We start from the raw sequence: 22,478 nt of genomic DNA on the forward strand, positions 1-22,478 counted from the left end.
GTGTTTCAGGGGCCAGTCACCACTTCACCGGGTCGCGGTCGGCAAAGGCATGGACAAGGAAATCAATGAAGGCGCGCACCTTGGGCTGGGTGAATTTCCCAGGCGGGTAGACGGCATAGATGCCCAGAGTTTCGACCGGCAGGTTGGGCATCACGTCTTCGATCAACCCTTCTGACATGGCTTCCGAGTAGAGATAGCTGGGCAGGTAGGCGATGCCGAGGCCGGAGATGGCCGCATTCAGAAGCGATTGTCCGTCGTTCACCGACAGCCAGCCGGTCGTGCGAACCTGACGTTTCTCGCCAGAAGGGGCGGTGATCTTCCAGACATTGCCACTCGACTGGTTGGAATAATGCAGTAGCTTGTGGGTGTTCAGATCGTCGATCTTTTGCGGCCGCCCGTATTGCTCCAGATAGGCGGGCGAGGCGATCATACGTTTGGTAGTTTCGGTCAGCTTGCGGGCTCTGAGCGAGCTGTCTTCCAGCTCGCCGATCCGTAGCGCCATATCAAAACCTTCCGAGATCAGTTCGACATAGCGGTTGTTCAGCACCATGTTGACGGTGATCTCGGGGAAATCGCGCAGGAATTCGGACAGGACCGGCGACAGGTGATTGACGCCGAAATCGGTGGCAACGGAGATCCGCAGCAGGCCCGAGGGCGCGGATTGCATCGAGGTCACCAGCGCATCGGCTTCGCCTGCGTCATTCAGGACGCGCCGCGCCCGGTCGTAATAGGCCAGCCCGATTTCGGTCGGCGATACCCGCCGGGTTGTGCGGTTCAGAAGACGTGCGCCAAGCCGGGCTTCGAGGCTGGAGACGTGTTTGGAGACAGCGGATTTGGAGATCCCCATCTTGCGCGCCGCATCGGTGAACCCGCCCTGGTCCACAACATTTGCGAAGGCCTCCATTTCGGTCAGTCGATCCATCGTTGCCCGTCCTCGTCCTGTTGTCTGACCTCAGGTTTTGACGGGCAATTCGGGCAAGAACGGGGCGAGCTTGGGATAATTGCGGGGTTTTTACTGCATCGTTTACGCTTGCGAAACGAAATCCTGAGGCGCGGGAGGGGCCGGGGGCTGGACAAGAGGCGATGCTTCGCTCCGCACCGAAGCCTTTGCCGGGCAGGGGGCGGTAAATCCCTGCCATCCAATCACGATCTCAAGAGGAGTTTCCTATGCTGACCTGCGTCATCCGTTATCACATCGATCCCACCCAGCGCGATAACTTTGCGCAATACGCCCGCAATTGGGGGCAGGCGATCCCGCGCTGTGGCGCTGACCTGATCGGATATTTCGCGCCGCACGAAGGATCGTCAACGCTGGCCTACGGGATCTATAACGTGGACAGTCTTGCCGCCTATGAAAACTACCGCGCCCGTCTGGCAGAGGATCCTCTGGGACGGGAGAACTACGCATTTGCCCAGCGGGAGAAATTCCTTGTCCGCGAGGACAGGACGTGGCTCAAACGGGTTTCTGAACCACATGGAGACAGCGCATGATCGCGGTAATTTTCGAAGTCACACCGGCAGCGGGTAAGAAAGAGCCTTATCTGCAGGTCGCAGCCCGGATGCGGGATCTGCTGGAGGATATGGAGGGGTTCATCTCGGTCGAACGGTTTCAGAGCCTGACGAACCCCGAAAAGCTGCTGTCGCTGTCCTTCTGGGAGGATGAAGAGGCGGTGGCGCGCTGGCGCGCACTGTCTGAACATCGGGGCGCACAGAAACAGGGGCGGGACAATCTCTTTGCCGGGTATCGCCTGCGTGTGGCCGGGGTGATCCGGGACTATGGTATGGAAGAGCGCGATCAGGCGCCTGAAGACAGCCTCGAGGTGCACGGCTGAACAGGCCGTAGAATGCGCCTGTAGGGCAGGATTTCCGATCCGCTTGAGGCTTGGAGAGGCGAGCCATCATAGCAAGGAGAGGCGCGTTTCTCCCGCTCGTCGTCTGATCTTTTGAAAAAGACCAGCTCCCGTTGGGCGTGGCACCGCGCATCGCGCGGTGCCACGCCCAGGGCCGCCAAGTGGGGCGGTGCAATCGGGCTGCCAGCGGATGCGGGAGAGCGCCGCTGCTGATCGCGGTCTGCCGGACCCGTCAGAGGGTGGCGGCGAGGCGGGTGCCTTGATTGATCGCGCGTTTGGCATCCAGTTCCGCTGCGACATCGGCGCCACCGATCACATGGGCGGTGATGCCTTTCGCCTCTAGCGCATCGGCCAGGGAGCGTTCCGAAAGCTGACCCGCGCAAAGCACGATGGTGTCGGCCGGGATCACAGTTGGGTTTTCCCGCGCCTCGCCAAAGCTGACGTGCAGGCCCGCATCGTCGATCCGCTCGTAATTCACGCCGCCGACGAATTCGACCTCCTTCATCTTCAGCGCGGCGCGGTGGATCCAGCCGGTTGTCTTGCCGAGCCTTTTGCCATGACGCTCCGCTTTGCGCTGCAGCAGGGTGACGTGGCGGGCCGGTGCCTCGGGCTGCGGCCCTTCGGGGGCAAGGCCGGAGCGGTGTTCGGCCGGATCGGTGACGCCCCATTCCTTCATCCAAAGCGGCAGATCTGTGGTCGGGCTTGTTCCTTCGTGTAGCAGGTATTCGGAGACGTCAAAACCGATGCCGCCCGCGCCGATCACTGCGACGCGCGCACCCACCGGGGCCTTGCCCCGCAGCACATCGATATAGCTCAGCACGTTGTCGCGGTCCTGCCCGGGAATACCCGGATCGCGCGGGATGACGCCGGTTGCGATCACCACCTCGTCAAATCCGCTCAGATCCTCGGCTTGGGCCTCGCGGCCCAGTTCCAGCGTGATGTCCGCATCGGCCACCATGCTGCGGTACCAGTCTACCAGTCCCCAGAATTCTTCCTTACCGGGCACCTGCTTGGCCATGTTGAGCTGGCCGCCGATCTCATCCGCCTTGTCAAACAGCGTCACCTTGTGTCCGCGCTCAGCAGCGGTGAGGGCGGTAGAGAGGCCCGCAGGACCAGCGCCCACGATGGCGACAGTTTTGGGCGTAGCCGCCTTTTCGATCACCAGTTCGATCTCGTGGCAGGCCTGCGGGTTCACCAGACAGGAGGTCAGCTTGCCCCCGAACGTGTGATCCAGACAGGCCTGATTGCAGGCGATGCAGGGCGCGATATGGCTGGCTTGCCCGGCCTCGGCCTTGGCCACGAAATGCGCATCCGCCAGCAGCGGGCGGGCCATCGAGACCATATCGGCGCAGCCGGTTTCCAAGACGTCTTCGGCGACCTCGGGCGTGTTGATCCGGTTCGAGGTGATGACGGGGATGGAGACCTTGCCCATCAGTTTCTTGGTGACCCAGGCAAAGGCGGCGCGCGGCACCGATGTTGCGATGGTAGGGATGCGGGCCTCGTGCCAGCCGATGCCAGTGTTGATGATCGTAGCGCCCGCCTGCTCAATCTCCTGCGCCAGCTGCACCACTTCATCATGGGTCGAGCCATCGGGCACCAGATCGATCATCGACAGGCGGTAGATGATGATGAAATCGCTGCCGACGGCCGCGCGGGTGCGGCGCACCACCTCGATCGGCAGGCGCATGCGGTTTTCATAAGATCCGCCCCAGCGGTCGGTGCGTTTGTTGGTATGGGTGACCAGGAACTGGTTCAGGAAATACCCTTCGGAGCCCATGATCTCGACCCCGTCATAGCCAGCCTCTTTTGCCAGCCGGGCTGCATTCACGATGTCCGAGACCTGTTTCTCGATCCCGTCCTCGTCCAGCTCGGTCGGCGGGAAGGGGGAGATCGGCGATTTGATGGCGCTGGGCGCCACGCATTTTGGCCCATAGGCATAGCGCCCGGCGTGCAGGATTTGCATGGCGATCTTGCCGCCTGCCGTGTGCACGCGGTCCGTGACAATGCTGTGGTTCTTCACGTCCTCTTCGGTGGTCATCATCGCGGCCCCGGGCAGGACCGAGCCTTCGAGGTTGGGGCCGATGCCGCCGGTCACCATCAGGGCAACGCCGCCCCTTGCGCGTTCGGCGTAGAATTCCGCCACCCGGTTCCAGTCGCGGGTCTCCTCAAGGCCCGTATGCATGGACCCCATCAGCACGCGGTTTTTCAGCGTGGTAAAGCCAAGATCCAGCGGCGCCAGAAGGTTTGGGTACGCAGTCATGACACTCTCCCTATCGTTTGCCGGGCAGGATCGCGCCACGGCGGGCGTTTGTCACCTGTCAACGCGGCGTCACCCCCTTGCGTGCCCCGGCGGCAGCAGGTCTAATCGCCGGGAACAGACCCAGGGAATGCCTATGACACCGGAAGACATCGCCAAGCTGCCCTACCGCCGCAACGTCGGCGTTATGATGATAAACACCGAAGGGGCGGTCTTTGTCGGACAGCGCGCAGACCGCTACAAGGATGCCTGGCAGATGCCGCAGGGCGGGATCGACGAGGGTGAGGACCCGCGCACCGCGGCGCTGCGGGAGCTGGAGGAAGAAACCGGCGTTCTGCCCTCTCTGGTCGAGATCATCGCCGAATCGGAAGGCTGGCTGCCATATGATCTGCCACATGACGTGGTGCCCAGCTTCTGGGGTGGGCGTTATCGCGGGCAAGAGCAGAAATGGTACCTGATGCGGTTTCTGGGCAGTGACGATCAGGTCAGAATCGACACCGAACATCCGGAATTTTCCGCCTGGTGCTGGCAGCCGGTAGAGCATCTGGTGGAGAAGATCGTCCCCTTCAAGCGCGAGGTCTATGCGCGGGTGGTCGAGGAATTCGAAAGGTACTTATAGAATGGTACGACTTCCCAAGCTGGTTCGCCGGGCGGCGTCGTTGTTTGTATCCTGTGTGGCGCTCGGCGCTGCCACCTCTGCTTCCGCGCTCAGTTGTGTGGCTTGGGGCGTTCCGGACGCCTATCTTGCGGCGGCGAATTCCAACCGCTCCTACGCAATCCTGCAGGGGCGCCTGTCTTTTGATGAACGTCGCCTGCCACGACCGCCTGCCGGAAACCCCAATGCGGCCCCGCCGGTCACCCAGTTTCGCGGAAGTTTCAACGGGGACCTTCTGGGGGCACGGGATTTCGATCAAGCCGTGCGCGCCGATGTGGTGATCGAGGTGCAATGCATGGGGCCGTGGTGCGGCAAGGCCAAATCCGGTGTCGAGTACCTGATTTTTGCCGAACAGCGGGGCAGGGACCTGATCGTCCGTTTCGATCCCTGCGGCAGCTTTGCCTTTGGCGGCGATGTGCACAGCTTTCGCAAGCAGGTGCTGGACTGCCACCGCGGCAAGGCCTGTGTGCCTCTGGCGCCGCAGTAGCAGACGGGGTCACTCCGCAGGCGCGGGGCGCGGGCGTGCCGGTTTGGCTGCAGCCTGACCCAGCCAGACGCTGAACAGGGCAAAGATGGCGCCGGTCAGCTGGTAGATGCTGAAGGTTTCCTGCATCCAGAGCCAGCCCAGGATGACAGCCGTCAGCGGGCTGAGTACCCCCAGAAGCGATACGGCTGAGGGTTCGATGCGCGACAAGCCCCGGAACCACAGAATATAGGTCAGCGCGCCGCCGATCAGGCTCATATAGGCAAGGCCCAGGATATTCTCTGCGGTGAAGACCGGCACCTCGGGCACTGCCAAAAGTGTGACGGGCATCAGCAGGATACCCCCTGCAGTCAGCTGCCAGGCGGTAAAGGTCAGGGGCGGCACCGGCGGCTGCCATTTGCGGGTCAGCACAACCCCGGCCGCCATAGACAGGGCGCCAGCAAGGCCTGCCAGAACTCCGATCATGTCCAGCTTTGCCGCCGGGGTCAGCACCAGCAGGGCAACCCCTGCGATGCTGAGCGCCGCCGCCAAGAGCGACGCAGGCCTGATGGGCGATTGCAGAACCAGCGCCGACAGGAAGACCACGACCAGCGGCTGTATCGCGCCCAGGGTCGCAGCCACCCCGCCGGGCAGGCGGTAGGCGGAGAGAAACAGGAAGCTCCAGAACAGAGAGAAATTCAGAGCGCCAAGCACCATGAGCTTTGGCACCCAGTTGAGCGGTGGCAGCCTGCGCACGAAGAGGAGCAGCAACAGCCCCGCCGGCAAGGCGCGTAGTAGCGCCACGACAAAGGGTGAATGACCGGGCAAGAGGTTGGTCGTCACAATATAGCTGCTGCCCCAAATGGCAGGGGCCAGCGCGGTCAGAAAGAGGTCGCGGGACAGCATGGGGTCTTCTCCAAAATTATCTCGACATCGAAGTAACAATATTTAATCTTGACGTCAAGATGTCTCTCCGCAAAACAGGAAAGATGGATCATGTGGATTTTGTCACCCAGCAATGGGAACGGGAGCGGCCGGACCTTGATGTGTCCGCCATGGGAATAATCGGCCGGGTGGGACGCCTCTATTTGGCCTATCAGGCAGAGATGCAGAAGACGTTTCAACGTTTTGGTCTCAACGCCGCCAAATTCGACGTGCTGGCGACGCTGCGCCGGGCGGGCGCGCCACATGAATTGTCTCCGGGGGATCTCTTGAAGGCGACGATGGTGGCTTCGGGCACGATGACCAACCGGATTGACCGGCTGGAGGCAGACGGGCTGGTGCGCCGCAAGGTGAACCCGGCGGACAGCCGCAGTTTCCTGATTGCCTTGACCGAAAAGGGCGGTGCGCTGATCGACGAGGCCCTGGAGGCGCATGTGGCCACCCAGTCGGGGCTGCTTAAAGGTCTGAAGGCAGAGGAGCTGGACCAGTTCAAAGGCTTGCTGTCCAAGGCATTGATCTCGGCCGGAAGCGATTGAGGCCCTGCGCGGGCTAATGCCCTTGCGTTCTACGCCCGACGAAAGGGAGTGCCCCTTGGGGCATATTCGATGGGCGGGAGTTTTCCCGCCCACGGATTTGGCTCTGTGACTTAGAGCAGCCCTTCGGCCTGCAGCACCGCGCGCATGTCCTTTTCGGGACGCGGGCCGATATGGCTGATCACCTCGGCGGCGCAGATGTTGCCGATCTTGGCGCAGGTCTCCAGATCGCGGCCCGTTGCCAGACCGAAGAGGAACCCGGCCGCGAACTGATCGCCAGCACCGGTAGCATCGACGGGCACGACCTTGGTGACCGGAACATCGATGCGGGTCTCGCCCGCAATCACCGAAACCCCGTCGCCGGAGCGGGTGCAGACCACCAGCGGACAGATTGCGGCGGTCTTGGCCAGGGCCTCCTCCAGATCTTCGGTTTCAAACAGCGAGCGGATTTCGGCTTCGTTGCCGATCACGAATTCCAGTTCATTCTCGATCAGCGACAGGAAATCGGCGCGGTGGCGTTCGACGCAGAAGGGGTCTGAGATGGCGATGCCGGGCTTGCCGCCGCCTTTGCGGCAATCGCGCGCAGCTTCCATGAAGGCGGTCTTGCCCTTGTCCTTGTCAAAGAGATAGCCCTCAAGGAACATGATCTGGGTCTGACCGGCCACCTCGTTCGGCACATCTGCAGAGCTGAGTTCGGAGGAGATGCCAAGATAGGTGTTCATCGATCGCTCACCGTCCGGGGAGACAAAGATCATCGAGCGCGATGTCGGCAGCTCGCCACCCGGGACCGGCGGGTTGACGAAATCGACGCCATCTTCGTTCATCGCATCGGCGTAGAACCGGCCCAGAGCATCGTCATGCACGCGCCCGATAAAGGCCGCATCGATGCCAAGCGCACCTGCACCGGCAATGGTATTGGCGACCGAGCCACCGGGGGTTTGCACGCGGCCTTCCATCGCACCATAAAGCACTTCGCCGCGATCCCGTTCGATCAACTGCATGATGCCTTTCTCGATCCCCATGTGATCGAGAAAGCTGTCATCGCATTGGCTGATCACATCGACGACGGCATTGCCGATGCCGACAATCTGATAGGTCTTCATAGATTCTTGTCCTCATATTGGCACAGGTCGCGGATGATGCAGGTGCCGCACATCGGCTTGCGTGCCTTGCAGTGATAGCGGCCGTGCAGGATCAGCCAGTGATGGGCATGCTGCTGGAAATCGACCGGAATATTGTCTTCGATGGCGCGTTCGACCGCGTCCACATCCTTGCCCGGGCAGATGCCCGAGCGGTTGCCGACCCGAAAGATATGCGTATCCACTGCCTGTGCCGGGTAATGCCACCACATGTTCAGAACCACATTGGCGGTCTTACGGCCGACACCGGGCAGGGATTGCAATGCGGCGCGGGAATTGGGCACCTCGCCGCCGTAGTCGTCGACCAGAATGCGGGCCATCTTGATGACGTTCTTGGCCTTGTTGCGGTAAAGACCGATCGTCTTGATATGTTCGATCAGCCCCTCTTCGCCGAGGTCGAGCATCTTTTGCGGCGTATCGGCGATCTTGAACAGCTCATGCGTTGCCTTGTTGACGCCTGCATCCGTCGCCTGCGCCGACAGGGCGACGGCCACCACCAGCGTATAGGCGTTGACGTGATCCAGTTCGCCCTTGGGTTCCGGCTCGGCGGCCTGAAAACGCGAAAAGATTTCGCGCAGTGTATGATAGTCGAGTTGCTTGGCCATGCTGCTCCTTTTGCCGGTCTGCGGCGAAGGGCGCAAATGAAAAAACTCCAATGGTTTCATCGTGCCGCAGGCGCTGTTGTGCTTGCAACAGATCGCTCGGGCCCCCGCAATGCGCAAATTCCGGGTCGCCGGTCGCCGGTGTCCGCTCTACTGTGTTGCTGGACCCTTTGCAGGAGAACAGGGAAAGATGCGCGAAGCGGGTGAACAGAGCTATCACTATGGCGTCATTGGCCGGGCCATTGAGCTGATCGATGCAGGCGGAGAGGACCTGGGTCTTGCAGAGCTGGCCGCCCACATGAACATGAGCCCGGCGCATTTTCAGCGGGTGTTTTCGGCCTGGGTTGGTGTTTCGCCCAAACGCTATCAGCAGTATCTGCGGCTGGGCCACGCCAAGAGCCTGCTGCAAGAGCGGTTTTCAACCCTTGAAACGGCCCACGCGGTGGGGCTGTCCGGCTCCGGGCGGCTGCACGATCTGTTCCTGCGCTGGGAGGCGATGAGCCCCGGTGAATACGCCCGCAAAGGCGCGGGGCTGACAATCCGTTGGGGGTGGTTCGACAGTCCATTCGGTTTGGCGCTTGTCATGGGCACCGAGAAGGGGATCTGTGGTCTCGCTTTTGCGGCCGAAACCGGGGCTGAGCCGACCCTGGCCGATATGCGCGCGCGCTGGCCAAATGCCGATTATGTCGAAGACTCGATGATGCTGCGCCCCTTGGCCGAGGCGATCTTTGCCCAAAAAGGCGAGGCTGCGCTGCACATGATGGGCGCGCCGCTGCAGATCAAGGTCTGGGAGGCGCTACTGCGGATCCCGTCGGGCCATGTCACCACATACTCCGAACTCGCCCGTGCCATTGATAACCCACGCGCGGTGCGGGCCGTGGGGACGGCTGTGGGCAAGAACCCTATGAGCTGGCTCATTCCCTGCCACCGGGTCCTGCGCAAGGGCGGCGATATCGGTGGCTATCACTGGGGAGTGCCGGTAAAACGCGCGATGCTGGCTTTTGAGGCCGCGCGTGATGACAGCGCGCCGGAGAAAGAAGCGGACTTTCCGGCTGTGACAGGCGAAGCCGAAGAAACTGGGCGGCAAACCGCCTAGGTTTTGCACTCCGCGCTTGAGCAGCAGCGCCGCAGCGATGATATAATCAAATAAAATCAGCGGTGCGTGAGACCTCGCCGGGCAAGGACGAGCCAAGCCCGGACAGAGGCGCGCAAAACAGGCAAGAAGGTTGGCAAAATGACGATTTTGAAATTCTCGACGGTTGCGGCAGTGACGGTTGCGCTGGGCCTTGGCGCCTGCACCGATCCGGCGCTGCTGAACAGCGATGGTACGCCCAGCAAGGAAAAGCAGGGCCTGATTGCAGGCGGCATTCTGGGTGCGGGTATCGGTGCCCTCTCGAATTCCAGCAACAAGACGGGCGCCGTTCTGGGCGGCGCCGCGGTTGGGGCGATTGCGGGCGGGCTGATCGGCAGCCAACTGGACAAGCAGGAAGCCGAGTTGCGTCAGTCGATTTCGAGCGACGGCATCTCGATCGTTAACACCGGCGACAGGCTGGTGGTATCGCTGCCCAATGATCTGACCTTTGCCACCGACAGTTCCGCAATCAGCCCGTCGGTTCGTTCTGACCTGTTGAAAGTGGCGGACAGTCTGGTGCGCTATCCCAACAGTACCGTGCAGGTTATCGGCCATACTGACAGTGACGGCGATGCGGCCTATAATCAGGGCCTGTCCGAGCGTCGCGCCAATGCCGTGGCCGATCAGATCCAGGCGGGCGGTGTGCCCTACAACCGGATCCGCACCATCGGGCGCGGCGAAGAGCAGCCCGTGGCCAGCAATCTGACCGAAGCTGGCAAGGCGCAGAACCGGCGGGTGGAAATCGTCGTCATCCCCACCGGCGGCTGAACCTGGCAGGCCGGGTGATCTGCGCCAGGACGCGCGCTGGCTGTGCATTTCCGCGCCCCCGGGCGCGGGCTTTGCCAGTTGATGCACAACACTTGCGCGGTCATTCGGGTATGAGGCATCCCGGTCTTTGCTTAAGCTATTGGTAAGTCAGGCCTATGACAGGGCCTTGAGTGTCAATGTGTTAGTCAAGGAATGTTCTGATGTCCGATCCGCTACTTCTCACTCTCTCCGGATCCCTACGCGGGGCTGCAACCAATCGCATGCTGCTGAAAGAGGCGGTGCGTCTGTTCGGTGCCTGCTCCCACGTGGAGGGCGACCTGAACCTGCCGCTGTACGATGGCGATGACGAAGATCGCGATGGTGTGCCTGCCGGGGTGCAGCTCTTGGCTGATCAGATCGCTGCGGCGGATGCGGTGTTGATCTCGACCCCAGAGTATAACAAAGGCCCCTCTGGGGTTCTGAAGAACGCGCTGGATTGGGTCAGCCGTACCAAGGGCAAGCCCTGGGCGGGTAAACCCGTGGCCGTCATGTCGGCGGCGGGTGGCCGCTCGGGTGGTGAGCGGGCGCAGATGGTGCTGCGCGGTTTCATGGTGCCGTTTCAGCCGCGCCTTGTGTCCGGGCCCGAGGTGCATCTGGCCAGTTCGTCGAAGGAGTTCGACGAGAGCGGCCAGCTGACAAGCGAGATCTACCGGGGCACGCTGGAAACGCTGATGCAGAACCTGCGCCGCGAAATCGAGCGCTGATCAAACCGTAAAGGGCAGGGGCGCGCCAGTGGTCCTCCTGGCCTTCGGCGGCTTGTCCTTTCCGAAGACGTGGCTAAGGTCACGGCATGAGCGAAGTCAGTCCCACAAATCCCGCCCCCCGTACCGAACCTGGCCCCGATACCAGCTCTGAGGTCCGGCAAACCGATGTCATGGACCCGGCCCGCGCCGCAGCCTTTCAGGTGGCGCTGGGGCAGCAAGCGGAAGTCACCGAGGGCAGCGTTCTGCCGCCGTTCTTTCATCAACTGTATTTCTGGACCCCGCAGCCGCCCGAGGCACTGGGCCGCGATGGTCATCCGCGGGTCGGTGGCACGGGCGGGCTGATCCCCGATCTCGGTCTGCCAAGGCGCATGTGGGCAGGCGGGCAGTTGCAGTTCGACGCGCCCCTGCGGGTCGGCAGTCCGGCAGAAAAACGCTCGGTTCTGGAAAAGGCCGAACATAAAAACGGGCGCAGTGGGCCGCTGGCCTTTGTCACCCTGCGCCATGAGATCTGGCAAGACGGACAGCTGTGCCTCACCGAATGGCAGGATCTAGTCTATCGCGAGGATCCAGACCCACAGGCGCCAAAACCGGTGCCGCCTGAGGCGCGGACGGATGAGCGTGATGCGCGGGAGGCGGCGTTTTCCTCGACGCTGCTGTTTCGTTATTCGGCGCTGACCTTCAACGGGCACCGGATCCACTATGATCTCGATTATGCGCGCGATGTCGAAGGATATAACGGTCTGGTGGTGCATGGTCCGCTTTTGGCGCAACACCTGATGTTGCTCGCCGAAGAGGTGGGGGGCGCCTTGCGCCGTTTCAGCTTCCGCGCCTCATCGCCATTGATGCATTTTGAAACCGCTACGTTCTGTTGCAACGGCGCGGATCTGTGGGTCAGAGGCCCGGATGGGCGCCAATGCATGAGCGCCACGGCAGAGTTCGCATGAGGGAGAGGCTCCCGCCTGCCGGGCCATATTCTGCGAATAGGGCGCTGCCAGTTGGGCCCGGCGCCGCTGCGCGGCGTGAAAAAAAACTGCTGAGAAGCGTTTTGAGGGGCAGATCTGCCCTCAAAAGCGCCTGTTCCAGTCTGGGATGTTCCGCTCCGCCTCAAGGGCAAGGCGCGCGATGCGCGCAGGCTGCGCCTCCCTTGACCCGGAGCGAAACTGCTGGGGATGACGGCGTCAGAGGTTGTCTTCGACGCGGAAGCCTGCAGGGATGGCATTAATCTGGTCCAGCAGCAGGTCGGCCATGACCTCGGCGACCTTGGGGGCCATGCCGAAGCCGATCTTGAAGCCCCCGTTGGCGATGAAATGCCCGCTGCGGCCCGGCCAGAGGCCGAGCATCGGCGCCCGGGATCTCGCGCGCGGGCGCACCCCGGCCCAGCGTTCGATGAGCTCGGCGCCTTGGAGGATGGGTACCGCGGCGCGGGCGCGTGCAAGGATGTCGTCGAGCTGAGCGTCCGTCTCTGTGCCGTTTTCGAACTCCCGCTCGCTGGTGGAGCCGATGGCCACGGTGCCATCCGCATGCGGGATGATGTGCAGGCTGTCGGCGTAAAGCTGCGGGACCTTTCCGGCATCATGGCGCAGCAGGGCAGCCTGTCCCTTGACGCCGTTGCCGATGGTTTTCCCCACGGTTTTGCCCAGCGTTTGGTTCAGCTCCTGCAGCCCGGCATGGCCGGTGGCGTGAACAACCTGACCCTGATCGGTGCCGTCTGCGCCTACAGCCACACCCTGCACCTTCAACGCTGCGACGAGCGCGGCGCAGGCCCGGCGGGGATGCATGCGGGCGCTGAGCGTGTCGTGAATCACAAGGCCGGTGGCACTGGGTGGGGCCCACCCCCCAAACTCCTCTGCCGCGCAGACGCGCCATTCGGCCTGTTGCCCCGCATTGGTGCGCCAGAGATCGGCAGCGGTGCTTTCGCGCTGGCGGGCCAAATCCAGCACTCGATCGTCATTGATGGGCTGCAGACGGCCGGTGCGGCCATAGCCGGGGGAGACACCGCCCGCATGTTCCACATCGCGCCAGAAATCTTGTGCCATCAAAAGACTTTCGAACTGGAACTGTTTCTTGGCATTCCAGTTTTCCGGCACATGCGGGGCGAGGGCACCGACAAGGCCGCCGCTGGAGCCTGCGCCGGGGCCGAAGGGGTCGATCACCTGTACCCTTGCGCCGCGCCTGGCGCAGATCCAGGCGATCGAAAGACCAAAAATGCCCGCGCCGCGCACCGTGATATCTGCCATTGCCATTCGCCCGCCCTTTCGCCAGTGTCGCGCCGTTCCGTGACATCACTTAGGGGAAAACAGCATGGCAGACCAGCAGGCCCGGCTCAGTTGGCGTGATGGCACCATTCCGGTGTCCGATCAGTTCGATGACCCCTATTTTTCGATCCACGACGGGCTGGCCGAGACCGGCCATGTGTTTCTGGCCGGAAATGATCTGCCTGAGCGGTTCCGGCCAGGTTTTCATATTGCGGAGCTGGGGTTCGGCACCGGTCTGAACCTGCTCGCCGCCTGGAAGCTGTGGGAGGACAGCGGGCAGGTGGGCGCATTGCAATTCACCAGTTTTGAGGCCTTTCCGATGGTGCCTGCCGATATGGCCCGGGCGCTGGAGGCCTTTCCTGCGGTCGCGCCCTGGGCCGAAAGGTTCCTCGCGGTCTGGACGGGGCAGGGCAGCTGCGATCTGGGCACGCTTTGCTTCGAGATGATCACCGGCGACGCGCGCCTGTCGCTGCCAGAGTGGACGGGGCAGGCCGATGCCTGGTTTCTGGACGGGTTTTCCCCGGCCAAGAATCCGGAGCTGTGGGGTGAGGATCTGATGGCCGAAGTGGCCCGGCACACCGCCGCTGGCGGCAGCGCCGCGACCTATACGGCGGCGGGTTTCGTGCGCCGGGGCCTGGAGGCGGCGGGCTTTGCCGTCACACGCATCCCCGGCTATGGGCGCAAACGGCATATGACAAAGGCGGAACTGGTATGAGCAGCGCAGAGGTCCACGAGGCAGGCAATAACACGCGGCTGGGCGTGATGCTGATGATTGGCGCCACCATCGTGTTTGCGCTTCAGGACGGGATCTCGCGACATCTGGCCGGGGAATACAACGTCTACATGGTGGTGATGATCCGCTACTGGTTCCTGTCTCTGTTTGTCGTCTCCATCGCTTTGCGGCAGCCGGGCGGTCTGAAAAAGGTGGCGCGGACCCGGCAGATCTGGCTACAGATCTTTCGCGGCTTTGTCTGCGCGGCGGAAATCTGTGTCATGGTTTTGGCCTTTACCCTGCTGGGGCTGGTGGAAAGCCACGCGGTCTTTGTTTCTTACCCGCTGATGATCGCGGCCCTGTCCGGGCCGATCCTGGGGGAGAAGGTCGGGATCTGGCGGTGGAGCGCCATTCTGATCGGTTTCCTTGGGGTGTTGATCATTCTGGAGCCGGGGATCGGCGTGTTCCAACCGGCTGCACTGGTGCCGCTCTTGGCGGCGCTGATGTTCGCTCTTTATGGGCTTCTAACGCGCTATGCCGCGCGCAAGGACAATTCGGCCACCAGTTTCTTTTACGTGGGCGTTGTCGGCGTTGTCTTTATGACGCCGATCGGCCTGTGGAACTGGGAGGCGATGAGCACGCCGGACTGGGGTTGGATGGGGCTATTGTGCCTGACCGGCGCTCTGGGGCACTACCTGCTGATCCGTTGCTATGAGGCGGCAGAGGCAAGCGCGGTGCAGCCCTTTGCCTATCTGCAACTGCCCTGGGCGGCGATGCTGGGGCTTGTGATCTTTTCGGAAACCATCCGGTTCAACGTGGCGCTGGGCGCCGGGATCGTGGTGGCGGCGGGGCTGTTCACCCTATGGCGCGAACGCCGCCAGCGTTGATCCGGTCAACTCCCGCGAAAACGGCACCGGCAGCGGTGTCTGCCCCAGCCGTGCACGATAGACCGGCAGGCTTTCGGTGACGCGCATTACGTAGTTGCGGGTCTCGTTGAAGGGGATGTGCTCGATCCAGTCGATGATGTTCGGGGTGCCGTCGCGGGGGTCGCCATAGCGTTCCATCCAGGCCGCAGGGCGATGCGGGCCTGCGTTATAGCCAGCTGCCATCATCACCACGTTGCCACCGAACTCTTCGGCGAGACGGGCAAGATACTGCGCGCCAAGAGTTGCGTTATAGTCCCATTCAGCGGTCAGGCGGGCAGTCTCGTGCTCGGACAGGATGCCCAGTTCATTCGCCACCAGTTTTGCTGTGGCGGGCATCACCTGCATCAGCCCGCGTGCGCCTGCGTGGCTGATCACGCCGGGGTCGAATTCGCTTTCGCGCCGGGCGATGGCTAGGGTCATCTCGGGCGCCATCGGCAGGTCCTTTTTCGCCACCGGGTGCAGCGGGTAATAGGCGCCTTTCAGCTCGATCCCGGATTGTGCCGCGCGTTTTCCGATCATCACTGCCAGGTGTGGCCGGTCCATTTCCACCGCCATCTGACCCAGCTGAAAGGCCTGCTCGGACGGCAGGCTTTCGGTCAGATGGGTGAGGAACCGTTCGGCCAGCACATCCTCTCCGGCGCGCAGCAGCAGCAGACCCGCTTCGGTGACCGAGGAATTGAGGTAGGGGGCACTGCGCCAGTCCGGCAGCGCAGGCGGATTGGCAAGATCCGGATCGAAAGGTCGACCAAGCGCCTCGGCGGCGAGGATCCCATAAAAGGAGGTTTGATAGGCGGCAGCCCGGGAATAGGCATCATGCGCCTTGTTCACTTCTCCCATCTCGGCATAGGCACGGCCCAACCAGTAGCCGCCGCGCCCGACCGAGATCGGGGTTTCGACCGAGGCGAGGAAGCGCTCGAAATGCTTTGCGGCCAGACCGGGATCGTTCAGCTTGCGCAGGGCAATATAGCCAGCCAGCCATTCGCAGTCAGAATAGCCATAGCCCGCCTCAGGGGTGGAAAAATGATGGGCGGCCAGCTGGTAGGCGCGTTCGTGGTTGCCGTCCCGCATGTCCTGCCGGGCCAGATCGCGGCGGCGGCGCAGCCATTTTTCCGGCGCTCCCAGTTTGTCGGCGCTGGTGCTGCGATCCATCAGCATCTGGATGGCGTCCTCGCGGCGTCCTTTTTTGTCGCGCCAGTCGAACCGGTCGTAGGCCAGACCGGCATCATCCTGCAAATCCGCTGGGATCGCCGCGATCTTGGCATCGACGCCCGGGGCGCGCTGCTGCAGGGCCAGACGGGCCTCGGCCAGCTTGCGCGGACCGTCCGGCACCAGGTCCAGCATGCGCGGCGCGCTGACGTGGTGGCGGTCCCACAAGAGCCGGTTCAGCCGCGCCGTATGATGCGGTTTCAGCAGGGCGCTGAAATCGGCGAGATAGGCGTCCTGTACCTCGGACGTCATCGGCATGGTGCGCCAGGCCATGACGATTTCGGCCTCACCATCGCCCCGGCGCCCCGCCGCGATCAGCGCGCGGCCAAGGCTCAGCGCGCCTTCGGCTGTCTGGGGTCGGTTGCCAGAGTAGAATGACAGAATGGTCTTGGGGTCGGCCGTGGCCAGTGCCGCTTCGCTTTTTTCCCGCAGATAGGGCAGGCCGGGCCAGTCGGGGCGCCGCGCCAGAAAGGCCATGACATCGCGCGCCGAGCCTTCGCCCGCGCGCAGACGGTGCCATTCGATCACATCGCGGGCGACGGTGGCTTCGGGGCCGGCCATCTCTCCGGCGGCGTCCCATTGCTGCCCCCGGACCAGGTCCAGAGCGTCAGCAAGCCTGTCCGCCTGCGCTATCTGCGGGGTAAGCAGGGGCAGGAGTAGCAGAATGAAGGCCAGAATGCGTGTCATGTCTTGCATTTTCTCGTGAACCGGGGATAGAGGCTGTGACGATAATCCGTGACGCGCCGGTATCAACTCAAAACCCGGTCGTGTCCACCATTCCGGCGGCGCTTTGCCTGCCGACCATTCGCAACTAAGGGAGCGTGCCCATGTTCAAAGGCTCTATGCCAGCCCTCGTCACCCCGTTTCGCAACGGCGAGCTGGATCTGGATACGCTCAAACACTTGGTAGAATGGCATATCGAACAGGGGTCGACCGGTATCGTGCCCGTTGGCACCACCGGTGAAAGCCCGACGCTGAGCCATGAAGAACACGAAACCGTGATCGCCGAGGTGGTCAAGGCCGCAGCAGGCCGGGTCCCGGTCATCGCGGGCGCAGGGTCGAACAACACCGTCGAAGCGATTCGTTTTGTCGAGTTTGCGGCGCGTATCGGTGCCGATGCGGCGCTGGTTGTAACGCCCTATTACAACAAGCCGACCCAGCGCGGCATGGTGGCGCATTTCGAAGCCCTGCACGACTGCGCCGATATTCCGATCGTGATCTACAATATTCCGGGCCGCTCGGTCGTCGACATGACACCGGCGACCATGGGTGAGCTGTCCAAGCTGCCGCGTATCGTTGGCGTCAAGGATGCCACCGGCGATCTGGCCCGCGTTAGCCAGCAGCGAGGCTCCTGCGGTCCCGACTTCATCCAGCTGTCGGGTGAGGACGCAACCGCGCTTGGCTTCAATGCCCATGGCGGCGTTGGCTGCATCTCGGTCACCGCAAACGTGGCGCCGAAACTCTGCGCTGAGTTCCAGGCCGCGACCCTTGCAGGCGACTACAAGACCGCGCTGGACTATCAGGACCGCCTGATGCCCTTGCACGAGGCGATCTTTATTGAGCCGGGCCTTGTGGGCGCGAAATACGGCCTGTCCAAGCTGGGCCTGTGCAGCGAAGAGGTCCGCTGCCCGCTGACCACGCTGGAGGACAGCACCAAGGCAGCGATCGACGCGGCCATGAAGCACGCAGGTCTGATCTAAGGCCAACCGGTTTTCCGATTTAAGAAGGCGGCTCCTTTCGGGGCCGCCTTTTTCGTTGTTCAAATCAGATGCGTTCAGCGTTTGCCGTAGTAGAGGCCGACGACATGTTCAGCCTGGGCAAAGAACAGCCAGCGCAGGCAGGCAATCCCTGCGATATGCAGCAGCACCGCGACGCCTGCCATCAGGTGTTTCATCATCACGCTGTCAAACGGCATCACCATCAGGGCAATCGGCAATGCGAACCCCAGGCCAAAGCCGATGACGCGCAATCTCAAGGCGTGTTTGCGCCCCACCACATAAACGAACTCGCGCAGCAGGTAGTTGCTGCCGGTGTGGGGCGGCTCGAATGCGCGCACGCTGCCTTGATTGCCTAGCCCCGTGGCGGTGGCGATGTCGGTGCCGGAGTGCGCCAGCGCCTTGTCCGTCTTGGCCCAATAGGCCAGCTGGATCACGCCTGCGAGTGCTAGCAGCCATGGCGCAAGGCTCTCTTGTCCGGCCAGCAGCGCACCGCCCGCGATGGCGAAGCTGAGGAAGACCAGCGGCGTCAGCGGGCTGTGCCAGCGCGGGATTGTCTTTAGTTGCGTATAGATCATCGCGGTGGTGAAAACGGTGCCGATGCTGAGCGCAGCGCCCAGAAGGCCGAGGAGGCGCCAGTCAGCGTCCCAGAAAACAGCCCCAGCCGCATACAGCCCCATGACCAGCAGCGCGGCGACGGCAGTGCAGCCTTCGCGGCTGAGCCAGCTTGTGCGCCACTGGCTGAAGGCTTTCCAGGCGCGTTCGGGATGACCAAGGTGAAAGGTCGAGGCCAGAAGCCCGCCCACCGCCAGCGCATAGGCGATGAGGTAGAAGACAAAGGCGACCCAGCCGGTGACGGCGGGCATTCCGAGGCCAAGAAAGGCCAGCAGGCCAAAGCCGAGGCCGGAGAGGGTGGTGAAGATGATGACGGAAGGGGCCGGATGCATCAGCTGTCTCCTCCGGGCAGTTTATCAAGCGCCTTGTCGAGCCAGCCAAGGAAACCGCTGGGTTCCTCCGCGACCGGTGCCAGAAGCGGCGCCAGCACGTCGATCTGATCCTCGATCCGGTCCTTGGGGCGGGGCGGCAGGTATTTGTTCACAGGCTTCGTGCCCATTTCCGGCATCAGATCCATGCCGCCGCGCGCTGCGACCAGTTGCGACACTTCGCTGCCGGGATCGTTCAGATCGCCGAAATGCCGCGCACCGGCTGGGCAGGTGCGCACGCAGGACGGGACGCGGTCCTCTTCGGGCAGGTTGTCGTTATAGATACGGTCCACGCAAAGGGTGCATTTCTTCATGACGCCCTCGGCCAGATCCAGCTCACGCGCGCCATAGGGGCAGGACCAGGCACAAAGGCCGCAGCCGATACAATCGCTTTCGTTGACCAGAACGATGCCATCCTCGACCCGCTTGTAGCTGGCGCCGGTGGGGCAGACGGTGACGCAGGGTGCATCTTCGCAATGCAGGCAGGATTTCGGGAAATGCACCAGCTGGGCAGCGGGGGCGGGCTGGGCGCCTGTGGACTGTGGCTGCACCTCATAGGAATGTACCCGGTTGAGGAAGGTGCCCGAGGGATCGGCGCCATAGGGATCCTGATCCGACAGCGGCGCTCCGTAGTTTTCGGTGTTCCAGCCTTTGCAGGAGATCACGCAGGCATGGCAGCCGACGCAGGTATCAAGGTCGATCACCAGCCCCATCTTGCGATTTGTCTGTGTGGGAAGCTCGGTCATTTGCCTACCTTCCATGTCAGTGTGTCCGGACCGGTGCCCACCGGAGATGCAATCGGATCAAGTGCGGGCTGGCTTTCCGCGATGTCGTCTGGCGGGGCGGCCTTTTCGATCTTCACCTTCAGATCGAACCAGGCAGCCTGTCCGGTGATCGGATCCGAGTTTGCCCAGCGAAGACCATCGCCCTTGGGGGGCAAGAGCTCGTGGATCAGGTGATTGAGCAGGAAGCCCTTTGTGGCCTCTGGTGCGTTTTTATCCAGTGCCCAGGCGCCCTTGCGCTTGCCGATGGCGTTCCAGGTCCAGACCGTGTTTTCATTGAGCGCGGCCATCTCCATCACCGGCACGGTGATCTCTCCGTGCGGAGAGGTGACCCGCGCCCAGTCGCCATCCGACAAGCCGTTTTGCTGCATCAGTTTGGTTGGCACATACAGGGGATTGCGCCCGTGCAATTGCCGCAGCCAGGCGTTTTGGCTGCCCCAGGAGTGATACATCGCCATGGGCCGCTGGGTGAGGGCGTTGATGGTGAAACCTTCGTTGCCATGCTGATCGGTCTCGTACCAGATCGGCAGCGGATCCATCGTGGCCTTGATCCGGTCGCGCAGATGGTCGGGGGGCTGTCGCTCCCCATATCCTTCGGCGGCCAGCTGGAATTTCCGCATCGGCTCCACATAAAGCTGGAACAGATAGGGTTCGGGCTTGTCATAGATCCCCATGCCCACGGCCCAATCCTGATAGGCGCTGTTCCAGGGTTTGTAGTAGAGCGCCGCATCGGGGATATGGCTGACGTGAAATCCGCCATTCTCGATATAGCGGTCGAGTTGTTCGGGGTTCACAGCGCCGCGCCCAGACTGTTCGCCATCGCCGCGCCATCCCGCCAGCGGGCCGATGCCGGGCTTACGCTCGTGGTTGACGATATAGTCGGCGTAATCTTGATATTTCGCGCTGCCGTCCTCATTGGTGAAACCGGGCAGTTTCATCCGGTTCGCCAGCTGCACCAGCGCGGTCTGGAACCCGCGCACGTCCCGGTCCGGCTCCACCACCGGCCAGCGGATGGCATCGGCGGCGGCATCCGCCTCGCAGATCGGGCGATCCAGCAGCGAGATGCAATCGTGCCGCTCCAGATAGGTGGTGTCAGGCAGGATCAGGTCGGCATAGGCCACCATTTCCGATGAATAGGCGTCCGAGTAGATGATGCGCGGAATGACATACTCGCCGTCCTCGTCCGTGTCGGTCAGCATCTCGATCACCCCGCGGGTGTTCATCGAAGAGTTCCACGACATATTCGCCATATACATAAACAGTGTGTCGATCTTGTATGGATCGCCTGCATGGGCGTTGGAGATCACCATATGCATGAGGCCATGGGCGCTCATCGGGTTTTCCCAGGTGAAAGCCTTGTCGATGCGGGCCGGGCTGCCGTCTTTGCACAGGGCCAGATCATCGGGGCCATGCACAAACCCCAGATGCGGGCCATCCAGCGCGCAGTCGGGTTTCACGCCGCAGTGCGGTTTGGGATGCGCGGTCGCGGGTTTGGGGTAGGGCGGTTTGAAGCGGAAACCGCCGGGGACCTCGACCGTGCCCAGAAGGATCTGCAGGACGTGCAGCGCACGGCAGGTCTGGAACCCGTTGGCATGGGCCGAGACCCCGCGCATGGAGTGGAAGGATACTGGGCGCCCCACCATCGTCTTGTGAGTCTCGCCGCGGAAATCGGTCCACTCCTGATCAAGCTCGAACGCCTCGTCAAAGGCGACACGGGCAATTTCAGCGGCGATGGCGCGGATGCGACTGGCGGGGATACCGCATTGCTCGGCCACGGTTTCAGGGGCGTAGTCATCAGACAGATACCGCTCGGCCAGCAGGTGGAACACCGGCCTGTGGGTGACACCGGCATGGCGATAGGTGGCATGCAGGTCCGGGCGTACGCCTGGCTGGTCAAAGGGCGTCAGCTTGCCGGTATTGCGGTCTATCACCAACTCCTTGCCAGTCTCATCGCGCAGGAACAGGCCCTGTTCAGGTCCGTCGCTGGCGTTTACCAGCACCGGCGCATTGGTAAAACGGCTGAGATAATCAAGGTCGATCTTACCGGCCTTCAGCAGCACATGCACCATGGAGAGGATGAACAGCCCGTCGGTGCCCGGCGTGATGCCGACCCAGTCATCCGCCACCGCGTTATAGCCGGTGCGGATCGGGTTGACTCCGATCACCCGCGCGCCGCGCGCCTTGATCCGGCCGATACCCATCTTGATCGGGTTGCTATCATGATCCTCGGCCACGCCGAACAGCATGAACAGCTTGGTATGATCCCAGTCGGGCTGACCGAATTCCCAGAAGGCACCGCCCATGGTGTAGATGCCAGCCGTCGCCATATTGACCGAGCAGAAGCCGCCGTGCGCGGCATAGTTGGGGGTGCCGAAATTCTGCGCCCAGAAACTGGTGAAGCTCTGCGACTGATCGCGGCCGGTGAAAAACGCCAGCTTTTCTGGTGCATTCTTGCGCAGCGGCTCCATCCAGGAGGCCGCCAGATCCAGCGCCTCGTCCCAGGTGATTTCCTGAAACTGTCCTGACCCGCGCGGGCCGACCCGCTTCAGCGGCGCACGCAGCCGCGAGGGCGCGTTGTGCTGCATGATGCCAGCGCTGCCCTTGGCGCAAAGAACACCCTTGTTCACCGGGTGGTCGCGGTTGCCCTCGATATAGGCGACCTGTTTCTTGCCATCGCTGCCTGTCTTCATATGCACGTTGATGCCGCAGCGGCAGGCGCACATATAGCAGGTGGTCTGGCGGATCTCCTCGGAAACCGGGGGCGAGGTGTCGATCTGAGGCTGGTTGAAACCCATGGGTCATCCCTGTTCGTCGC

The 22,478-nt window shown here is 62.6% G+C and carries 22 protein-coding genes; 12 read left to right on the top strand and 10 right to left on the bottom strand.

Annotated features, from left to right (window positions below; genetic code table 11):
* Positions 1–16: 16 nt before the first annotated feature.
* On the bottom strand, positions 17–922 hold the full coding sequence (locus SM764_RS02460; protein ID WP_065271369.1) for a LysR family transcriptional regulator: 906 nt from the start codon (positions 920–922) through the stop codon (positions 17–19).
* A 245-nt stretch (positions 923–1,167) separates the two neighbouring features.
* Between SM764_RS02460 and SM764_RS02465 the strand changes: the two genes are divergently transcribed.
* Together SM764_RS02465 and SM764_RS02470 are read left to right on the top strand one after the other, a co-directional pair.
* Positions 1,168–1,491 carry an NIPSNAP family protein gene (locus SM764_RS02465; protein ID WP_274832630.1) on the top strand — a complete coding sequence of 108 codons (324 nt, stop codon included), beginning with the start codon at positions 1,168–1,170 and terminating at the stop codon, positions 1,489–1,491.
* Positions 1,488–1,832: an antibiotic biosynthesis monooxygenase family protein gene (locus SM764_RS02470; protein WP_065271367.1), complete on the top strand. Its 345-nt coding sequence runs from the start codon at positions 1,488–1,490 to the stop codon at positions 1,830–1,832. Before SM764_RS02465 ends, SM764_RS02470 begins: the two co-directional genes overlap by 4 nt.
* 250 nt (positions 1,833–2,082) lie before the next feature.
* Here SM764_RS02470 and SM764_RS02475 read toward each other — a convergent pair whose 3' ends face one another.
* Positions 2,083–4,110 (bottom strand): FAD-dependent oxidoreductase, encoded by a 2,028-nt coding sequence (locus SM764_RS02475; protein ID WP_369000932.1) that lies wholly within the window; start codon positions 4,108–4,110, stop codon positions 2,083–2,085.
* Between the two features lie 133 nt (positions 4,111–4,243).
* On the opposite strand from SM764_RS02475, the gene SM764_RS02480 reads away from it, so the two are divergent.
* On the top strand, positions 4,244–4,726 hold the full coding sequence (locus SM764_RS02480; protein ID WP_368947890.1) for an RNA pyrophosphohydrolase: 483 nt from the start codon (positions 4,244–4,246) through the stop codon (positions 4,724–4,726).
* A 1-nt stretch (position 4,727) separates the two neighbouring features.
* Positions 4,728–5,249 carry a hypothetical protein gene (locus SM764_RS02485; protein ID WP_369000933.1) on the top strand — a complete coding sequence of 174 codons (522 nt, stop codon included), beginning with the start codon at positions 4,728–4,730 and terminating at the stop codon, positions 5,247–5,249.
* 9 nt (positions 5,250–5,258) lie between these two features.
* On the opposite strand, the gene SM764_RS02490 is transcribed toward SM764_RS02485, so the two are convergent.
* On the bottom strand, positions 5,259–6,131 hold the full coding sequence (locus SM764_RS02490; protein ID WP_369000934.1) for an EamA family transporter: 873 nt from the start codon (positions 6,129–6,131) through the stop codon (positions 5,259–5,261).
* A gap of 83 nt (positions 6,132–6,214) precedes the next feature.
* Here SM764_RS02490 and SM764_RS02495 point away from each other — a divergent pair, with 83 nt between their 5' ends.
* Positions 6,215–6,703, top strand: coding sequence for a MarR family winged helix-turn-helix transcriptional regulator (locus SM764_RS02495; protein ID WP_274834924.1), 489 nt, complete (start codon positions 6,215–6,217; stop codon positions 6,701–6,703).
* A gap of 110 nt (positions 6,704–6,813) precedes the next feature.
* Here SM764_RS02495 and SM764_RS02500 read toward each other — a convergent pair whose 3' ends face one another.
* Together SM764_RS02500 and nth are read right to left on the bottom strand one after the other, a co-directional pair.
* Positions 6,814–7,803, bottom strand: a complete 990-nt coding sequence (locus SM764_RS02500) for an adenosine kinase (RefSeq protein ID WP_065271362.1) — start codon at positions 7,801–7,803, stop codon at positions 6,814–6,816.
* A complete protein-coding gene (gene nth, locus SM764_RS02505; protein WP_065271361.1) occupies positions 7,800–8,444 on the bottom strand; it encodes an endonuclease III in 645 nt (214 codons plus the stop codon). Before nth ends, SM764_RS02500 begins: the two co-directional genes overlap by 4 nt.
* A 187-nt stretch (positions 8,445–8,631) precedes the next feature.
* Here nth and SM764_RS02510 point away from each other — a divergent pair, with 187 nt between their 5' ends.
* From SM764_RS02510 to SM764_RS02525, 4 genes are all read left to right on the top strand, one after another.
* On the top strand, positions 8,632–9,537 hold the full coding sequence (locus SM764_RS02510; RefSeq protein WP_368947891.1) for a methylated-DNA--[protein]-cysteine S-methyltransferase: 906 nt from the start codon (positions 8,632–8,634) through the stop codon (positions 9,535–9,537).
* Between the two features lie 138 nt (positions 9,538–9,675).
* Positions 9,676–10,341, top strand: a complete 666-nt coding sequence (locus tag SM764_RS02515; RefSeq protein WP_065271359.1) for a YiaD family glycine zipper/OmpA-like lipoprotein — start codon at positions 9,676–9,678, stop codon at positions 10,339–10,341.
* A gap of 200 nt (positions 10,342–10,541) precedes the next feature.
* Positions 10,542–11,084 carry an NADPH-dependent FMN reductase gene (locus SM764_RS02520; protein WP_369000935.1) on the top strand — a complete coding sequence of 181 codons (543 nt, stop codon included), beginning with the start codon at positions 10,542–10,544 and terminating at the stop codon, positions 11,082–11,084.
* 86 nt (positions 11,085–11,170) lie between these two features.
* The gene (locus SM764_RS02525) at positions 11,171–12,028 is read left to right on the top strand and encodes an HTD2 family dehydratase (RefSeq protein WP_490363063.1); all 858 of its coding nucleotides are present in this window, start codon (positions 11,171–11,173) and stop codon (positions 12,026–12,028) included.
* A gap of 234 nt (positions 12,029–12,262) precedes the next feature.
* On the opposite strand, the gene SM764_RS02530 is transcribed toward SM764_RS02525, so the two are convergent.
* The gene (locus SM764_RS02530; RefSeq protein WP_369000936.1) at positions 12,263–13,327 is read right to left on the bottom strand and encodes an NAD(P)/FAD-dependent oxidoreductase; all 1,065 of its coding nucleotides are present in this window, start codon (positions 13,325–13,327) and stop codon (positions 12,263–12,265) included.
* 58 nt (positions 13,328–13,385) lie between these two features.
* On the opposite strand from SM764_RS02530, the gene mnmC2 reads away from it, so the two are divergent.
* Both mnmC2 and SM764_RS02540 read left to right on the top strand, forming a co-directional pair.
* The gene (gene mnmC2 / locus SM764_RS02535; RefSeq protein ID WP_369000937.1) at positions 13,386–14,054 is read left to right on the top strand and encodes a tRNA (5-methylaminomethyl-2-thiouridine)(34)-methyltransferase MnmC2; all 669 of its coding nucleotides are present in this window, start codon (positions 13,386–13,388) and stop codon (positions 14,052–14,054) included.
* Positions 14,051–14,938, top strand: a complete 888-nt coding sequence (locus SM764_RS02540) for a DMT family transporter (RefSeq protein ID WP_274834918.1) — start codon at positions 14,051–14,053, stop codon at positions 14,936–14,938. Before mnmC2 ends, SM764_RS02540 begins: the two co-directional genes overlap by 4 nt.
* Here SM764_RS02540 and SM764_RS02545 read toward each other — a convergent pair.
* Positions 14,912–16,870, bottom strand: coding sequence for a lytic transglycosylase domain-containing protein (locus tag SM764_RS02545; protein WP_369000938.1), 1,959 nt, complete (start codon positions 16,868–16,870; stop codon positions 14,912–14,914). The genes SM764_RS02540 and SM764_RS02545 overlap by 27 nt on opposite strands.
* A gap of 140 nt (positions 16,871–17,010) precedes the next feature.
* Between SM764_RS02545 and dapA the strand changes: the two genes are divergently transcribed.
* The gene (dapA, locus tag SM764_RS02550; RefSeq protein WP_368947895.1) at positions 17,011–17,883 is read left to right on the top strand and encodes a 4-hydroxy-tetrahydrodipicolinate synthase; all 873 of its coding nucleotides are present in this window, start codon (positions 17,011–17,013) and stop codon (positions 17,881–17,883) included.
* A 74-nt stretch (positions 17,884–17,957) separates the two neighbouring features.
* On the opposite strand, the gene SM764_RS02555 is transcribed toward dapA, so the two are convergent.
* From SM764_RS02555 to SM764_RS02565, 3 genes are read right to left on the bottom strand one after another with little or no spacing between them, the layout of a single operon-like run.
* Complete coding sequence (locus SM764_RS02555; RefSeq protein WP_368947896.1) at positions 17,958–18,845, bottom strand: dimethyl sulfoxide reductase anchor subunit family protein; 888 nt, start codon at positions 18,843–18,845, stop codon at positions 17,958–17,960.
* The gene (locus SM764_RS02560; RefSeq protein WP_369000939.1) at positions 18,845–19,627 is read right to left on the bottom strand and encodes a 4Fe-4S dicluster domain-containing protein; all 783 of its coding nucleotides are present in this window, start codon (positions 19,625–19,627) and stop codon (positions 18,845–18,847) included. Before SM764_RS02560 ends, SM764_RS02555 begins: the two co-directional genes overlap by 1 nt.
* The gene (locus SM764_RS02565; protein ID WP_369000940.1) at positions 19,624–22,458 is read right to left on the bottom strand and encodes a molybdopterin oxidoreductase family protein; all 2,835 of its coding nucleotides are present in this window, start codon (positions 22,456–22,458) and stop codon (positions 19,624–19,626) included. Before SM764_RS02565 ends, SM764_RS02560 begins: the two co-directional genes overlap by 4 nt.
* Positions 22,459–22,478 lie beyond the last annotated feature (20 nt).

It is taken from the genome of Pseudophaeobacter sp. 1A16562 (assembly GCF_041008785.1).
GTDB lineage: Bacteria > Pseudomonadota > Alphaproteobacteria > Rhodobacterales > Rhodobacteraceae > Phycobacter > Phycobacter gallaeciensis_A.

Coding starts and splice junctions, on each gene's coding strand:
- SM764_RS02480 (WP_368947890.1), top strand. CDS start 4,244: ATGACACCGGAAGACATCGCCAAGCTGCCCTACCGCCGCAACGTCGGC.
- SM764_RS02460 (WP_065271369.1), bottom strand. CDS start 922: ATGGATCGACTGACCGAAATGGAGGCCTTCGCAAATGTTGTGGACCAG.
- SM764_RS02545 (WP_369000938.1), bottom strand. CDS start 16,870: ATGACACGCATTCTGGCCTTCATTCTGCTACTCCTGCCCCTGCTTACC.
- SM764_RS02520 (WP_369000935.1), top strand. CDS start 10,542: ATGTCCGATCCGCTACTTCTCACTCTCTCCGGATCCCTACGCGGGGCT.
- SM764_RS02540 (WP_274834918.1), top strand. CDS start 14,051: ATGAGCAGCGCAGAGGTCCACGAGGCAGGCAATAACACGCGGCTGGGC.
- SM764_RS02515 (WP_065271359.1), top strand. CDS start 9,676: ATGACGATTTTGAAATTCTCGACGGTTGCGGCAGTGACGGTTGCGCTG.
- SM764_RS02525 (WP_490363063.1), top strand. CDS start 11,171: ATGAGCGAAGTCAGTCCCACAAATCCCGCCCCCCGTACCGAACCTGGC.
- nth (WP_065271361.1), bottom strand. CDS start 8,444: ATGGCCAAGCAACTCGACTATCATACACTGCGCGAAATCTTTTCGCGT.
- SM764_RS02565 (WP_369000940.1), bottom strand. CDS start 22,458: ATGGGTTTCAACCAGCCTCAGATCGACACCTCGCCCCCGGTTTCCGAG.
- SM764_RS02490 (WP_369000934.1), bottom strand. CDS start 6,131: ATGCTGTCCCGCGACCTCTTTCTGACCGCGCTGGCCCCTGCCATTTGG.
- SM764_RS02475 (WP_369000932.1), bottom strand. CDS start 4,110: ATGACTGCGTACCCAAACCTTCTGGCGCCGCTGGATCTTGGCTTTACC.
- dapA (WP_368947895.1), top strand. CDS start 17,011: ATGTTCAAAGGCTCTATGCCAGCCCTCGTCACCCCGTTTCGCAACGGC.
- SM764_RS02530 (WP_369000936.1), bottom strand. CDS start 13,327: ATGGCAATGGCAGATATCACGGTGCGCGGCGCGGGCATTTTTGGTCTT.
- SM764_RS02485 (WP_369000933.1), top strand. CDS start 4,728: ATGGTACGACTTCCCAAGCTGGTTCGCCGGGCGGCGTCGTTGTTTGTA.
- SM764_RS02555 (WP_368947896.1), bottom strand. CDS start 18,845: ATGCATCCGGCCCCTTCCGTCATCATCTTCACCACCCTCTCCGGCCTC.
- mnmC2 (WP_369000937.1), top strand. CDS start 13,386: ATGGCAGACCAGCAGGCCCGGCTCAGTTGGCGTGATGGCACCATTCCG.
- SM764_RS02495 (WP_274834924.1), top strand. CDS start 6,215: ATGGATCATGTGGATTTTGTCACCCAGCAATGGGAACGGGAGCGGCCG.
- SM764_RS02500 (WP_065271362.1), bottom strand. CDS start 7,803: ATGAAGACCTATCAGATTGTCGGCATCGGCAATGCCGTCGTCGATGTG.
- SM764_RS02510 (WP_368947891.1), top strand. CDS start 8,632: ATGCGCGAAGCGGGTGAACAGAGCTATCACTATGGCGTCATTGGCCGG.
- SM764_RS02560 (WP_369000939.1), bottom strand. CDS start 19,627: ATGACCGAGCTTCCCACACAGACAAATCGCAAGATGGGGCTGGTGATC.
- SM764_RS02465 (WP_274832630.1), top strand. CDS start 1,168: ATGCTGACCTGCGTCATCCGTTATCACATCGATCCCACCCAGCGCGAT.
- SM764_RS02470 (WP_065271367.1), top strand. CDS start 1,488: ATGATCGCGGTAATTTTCGAAGTCACACCGGCAGCGGGTAAGAAAGAG.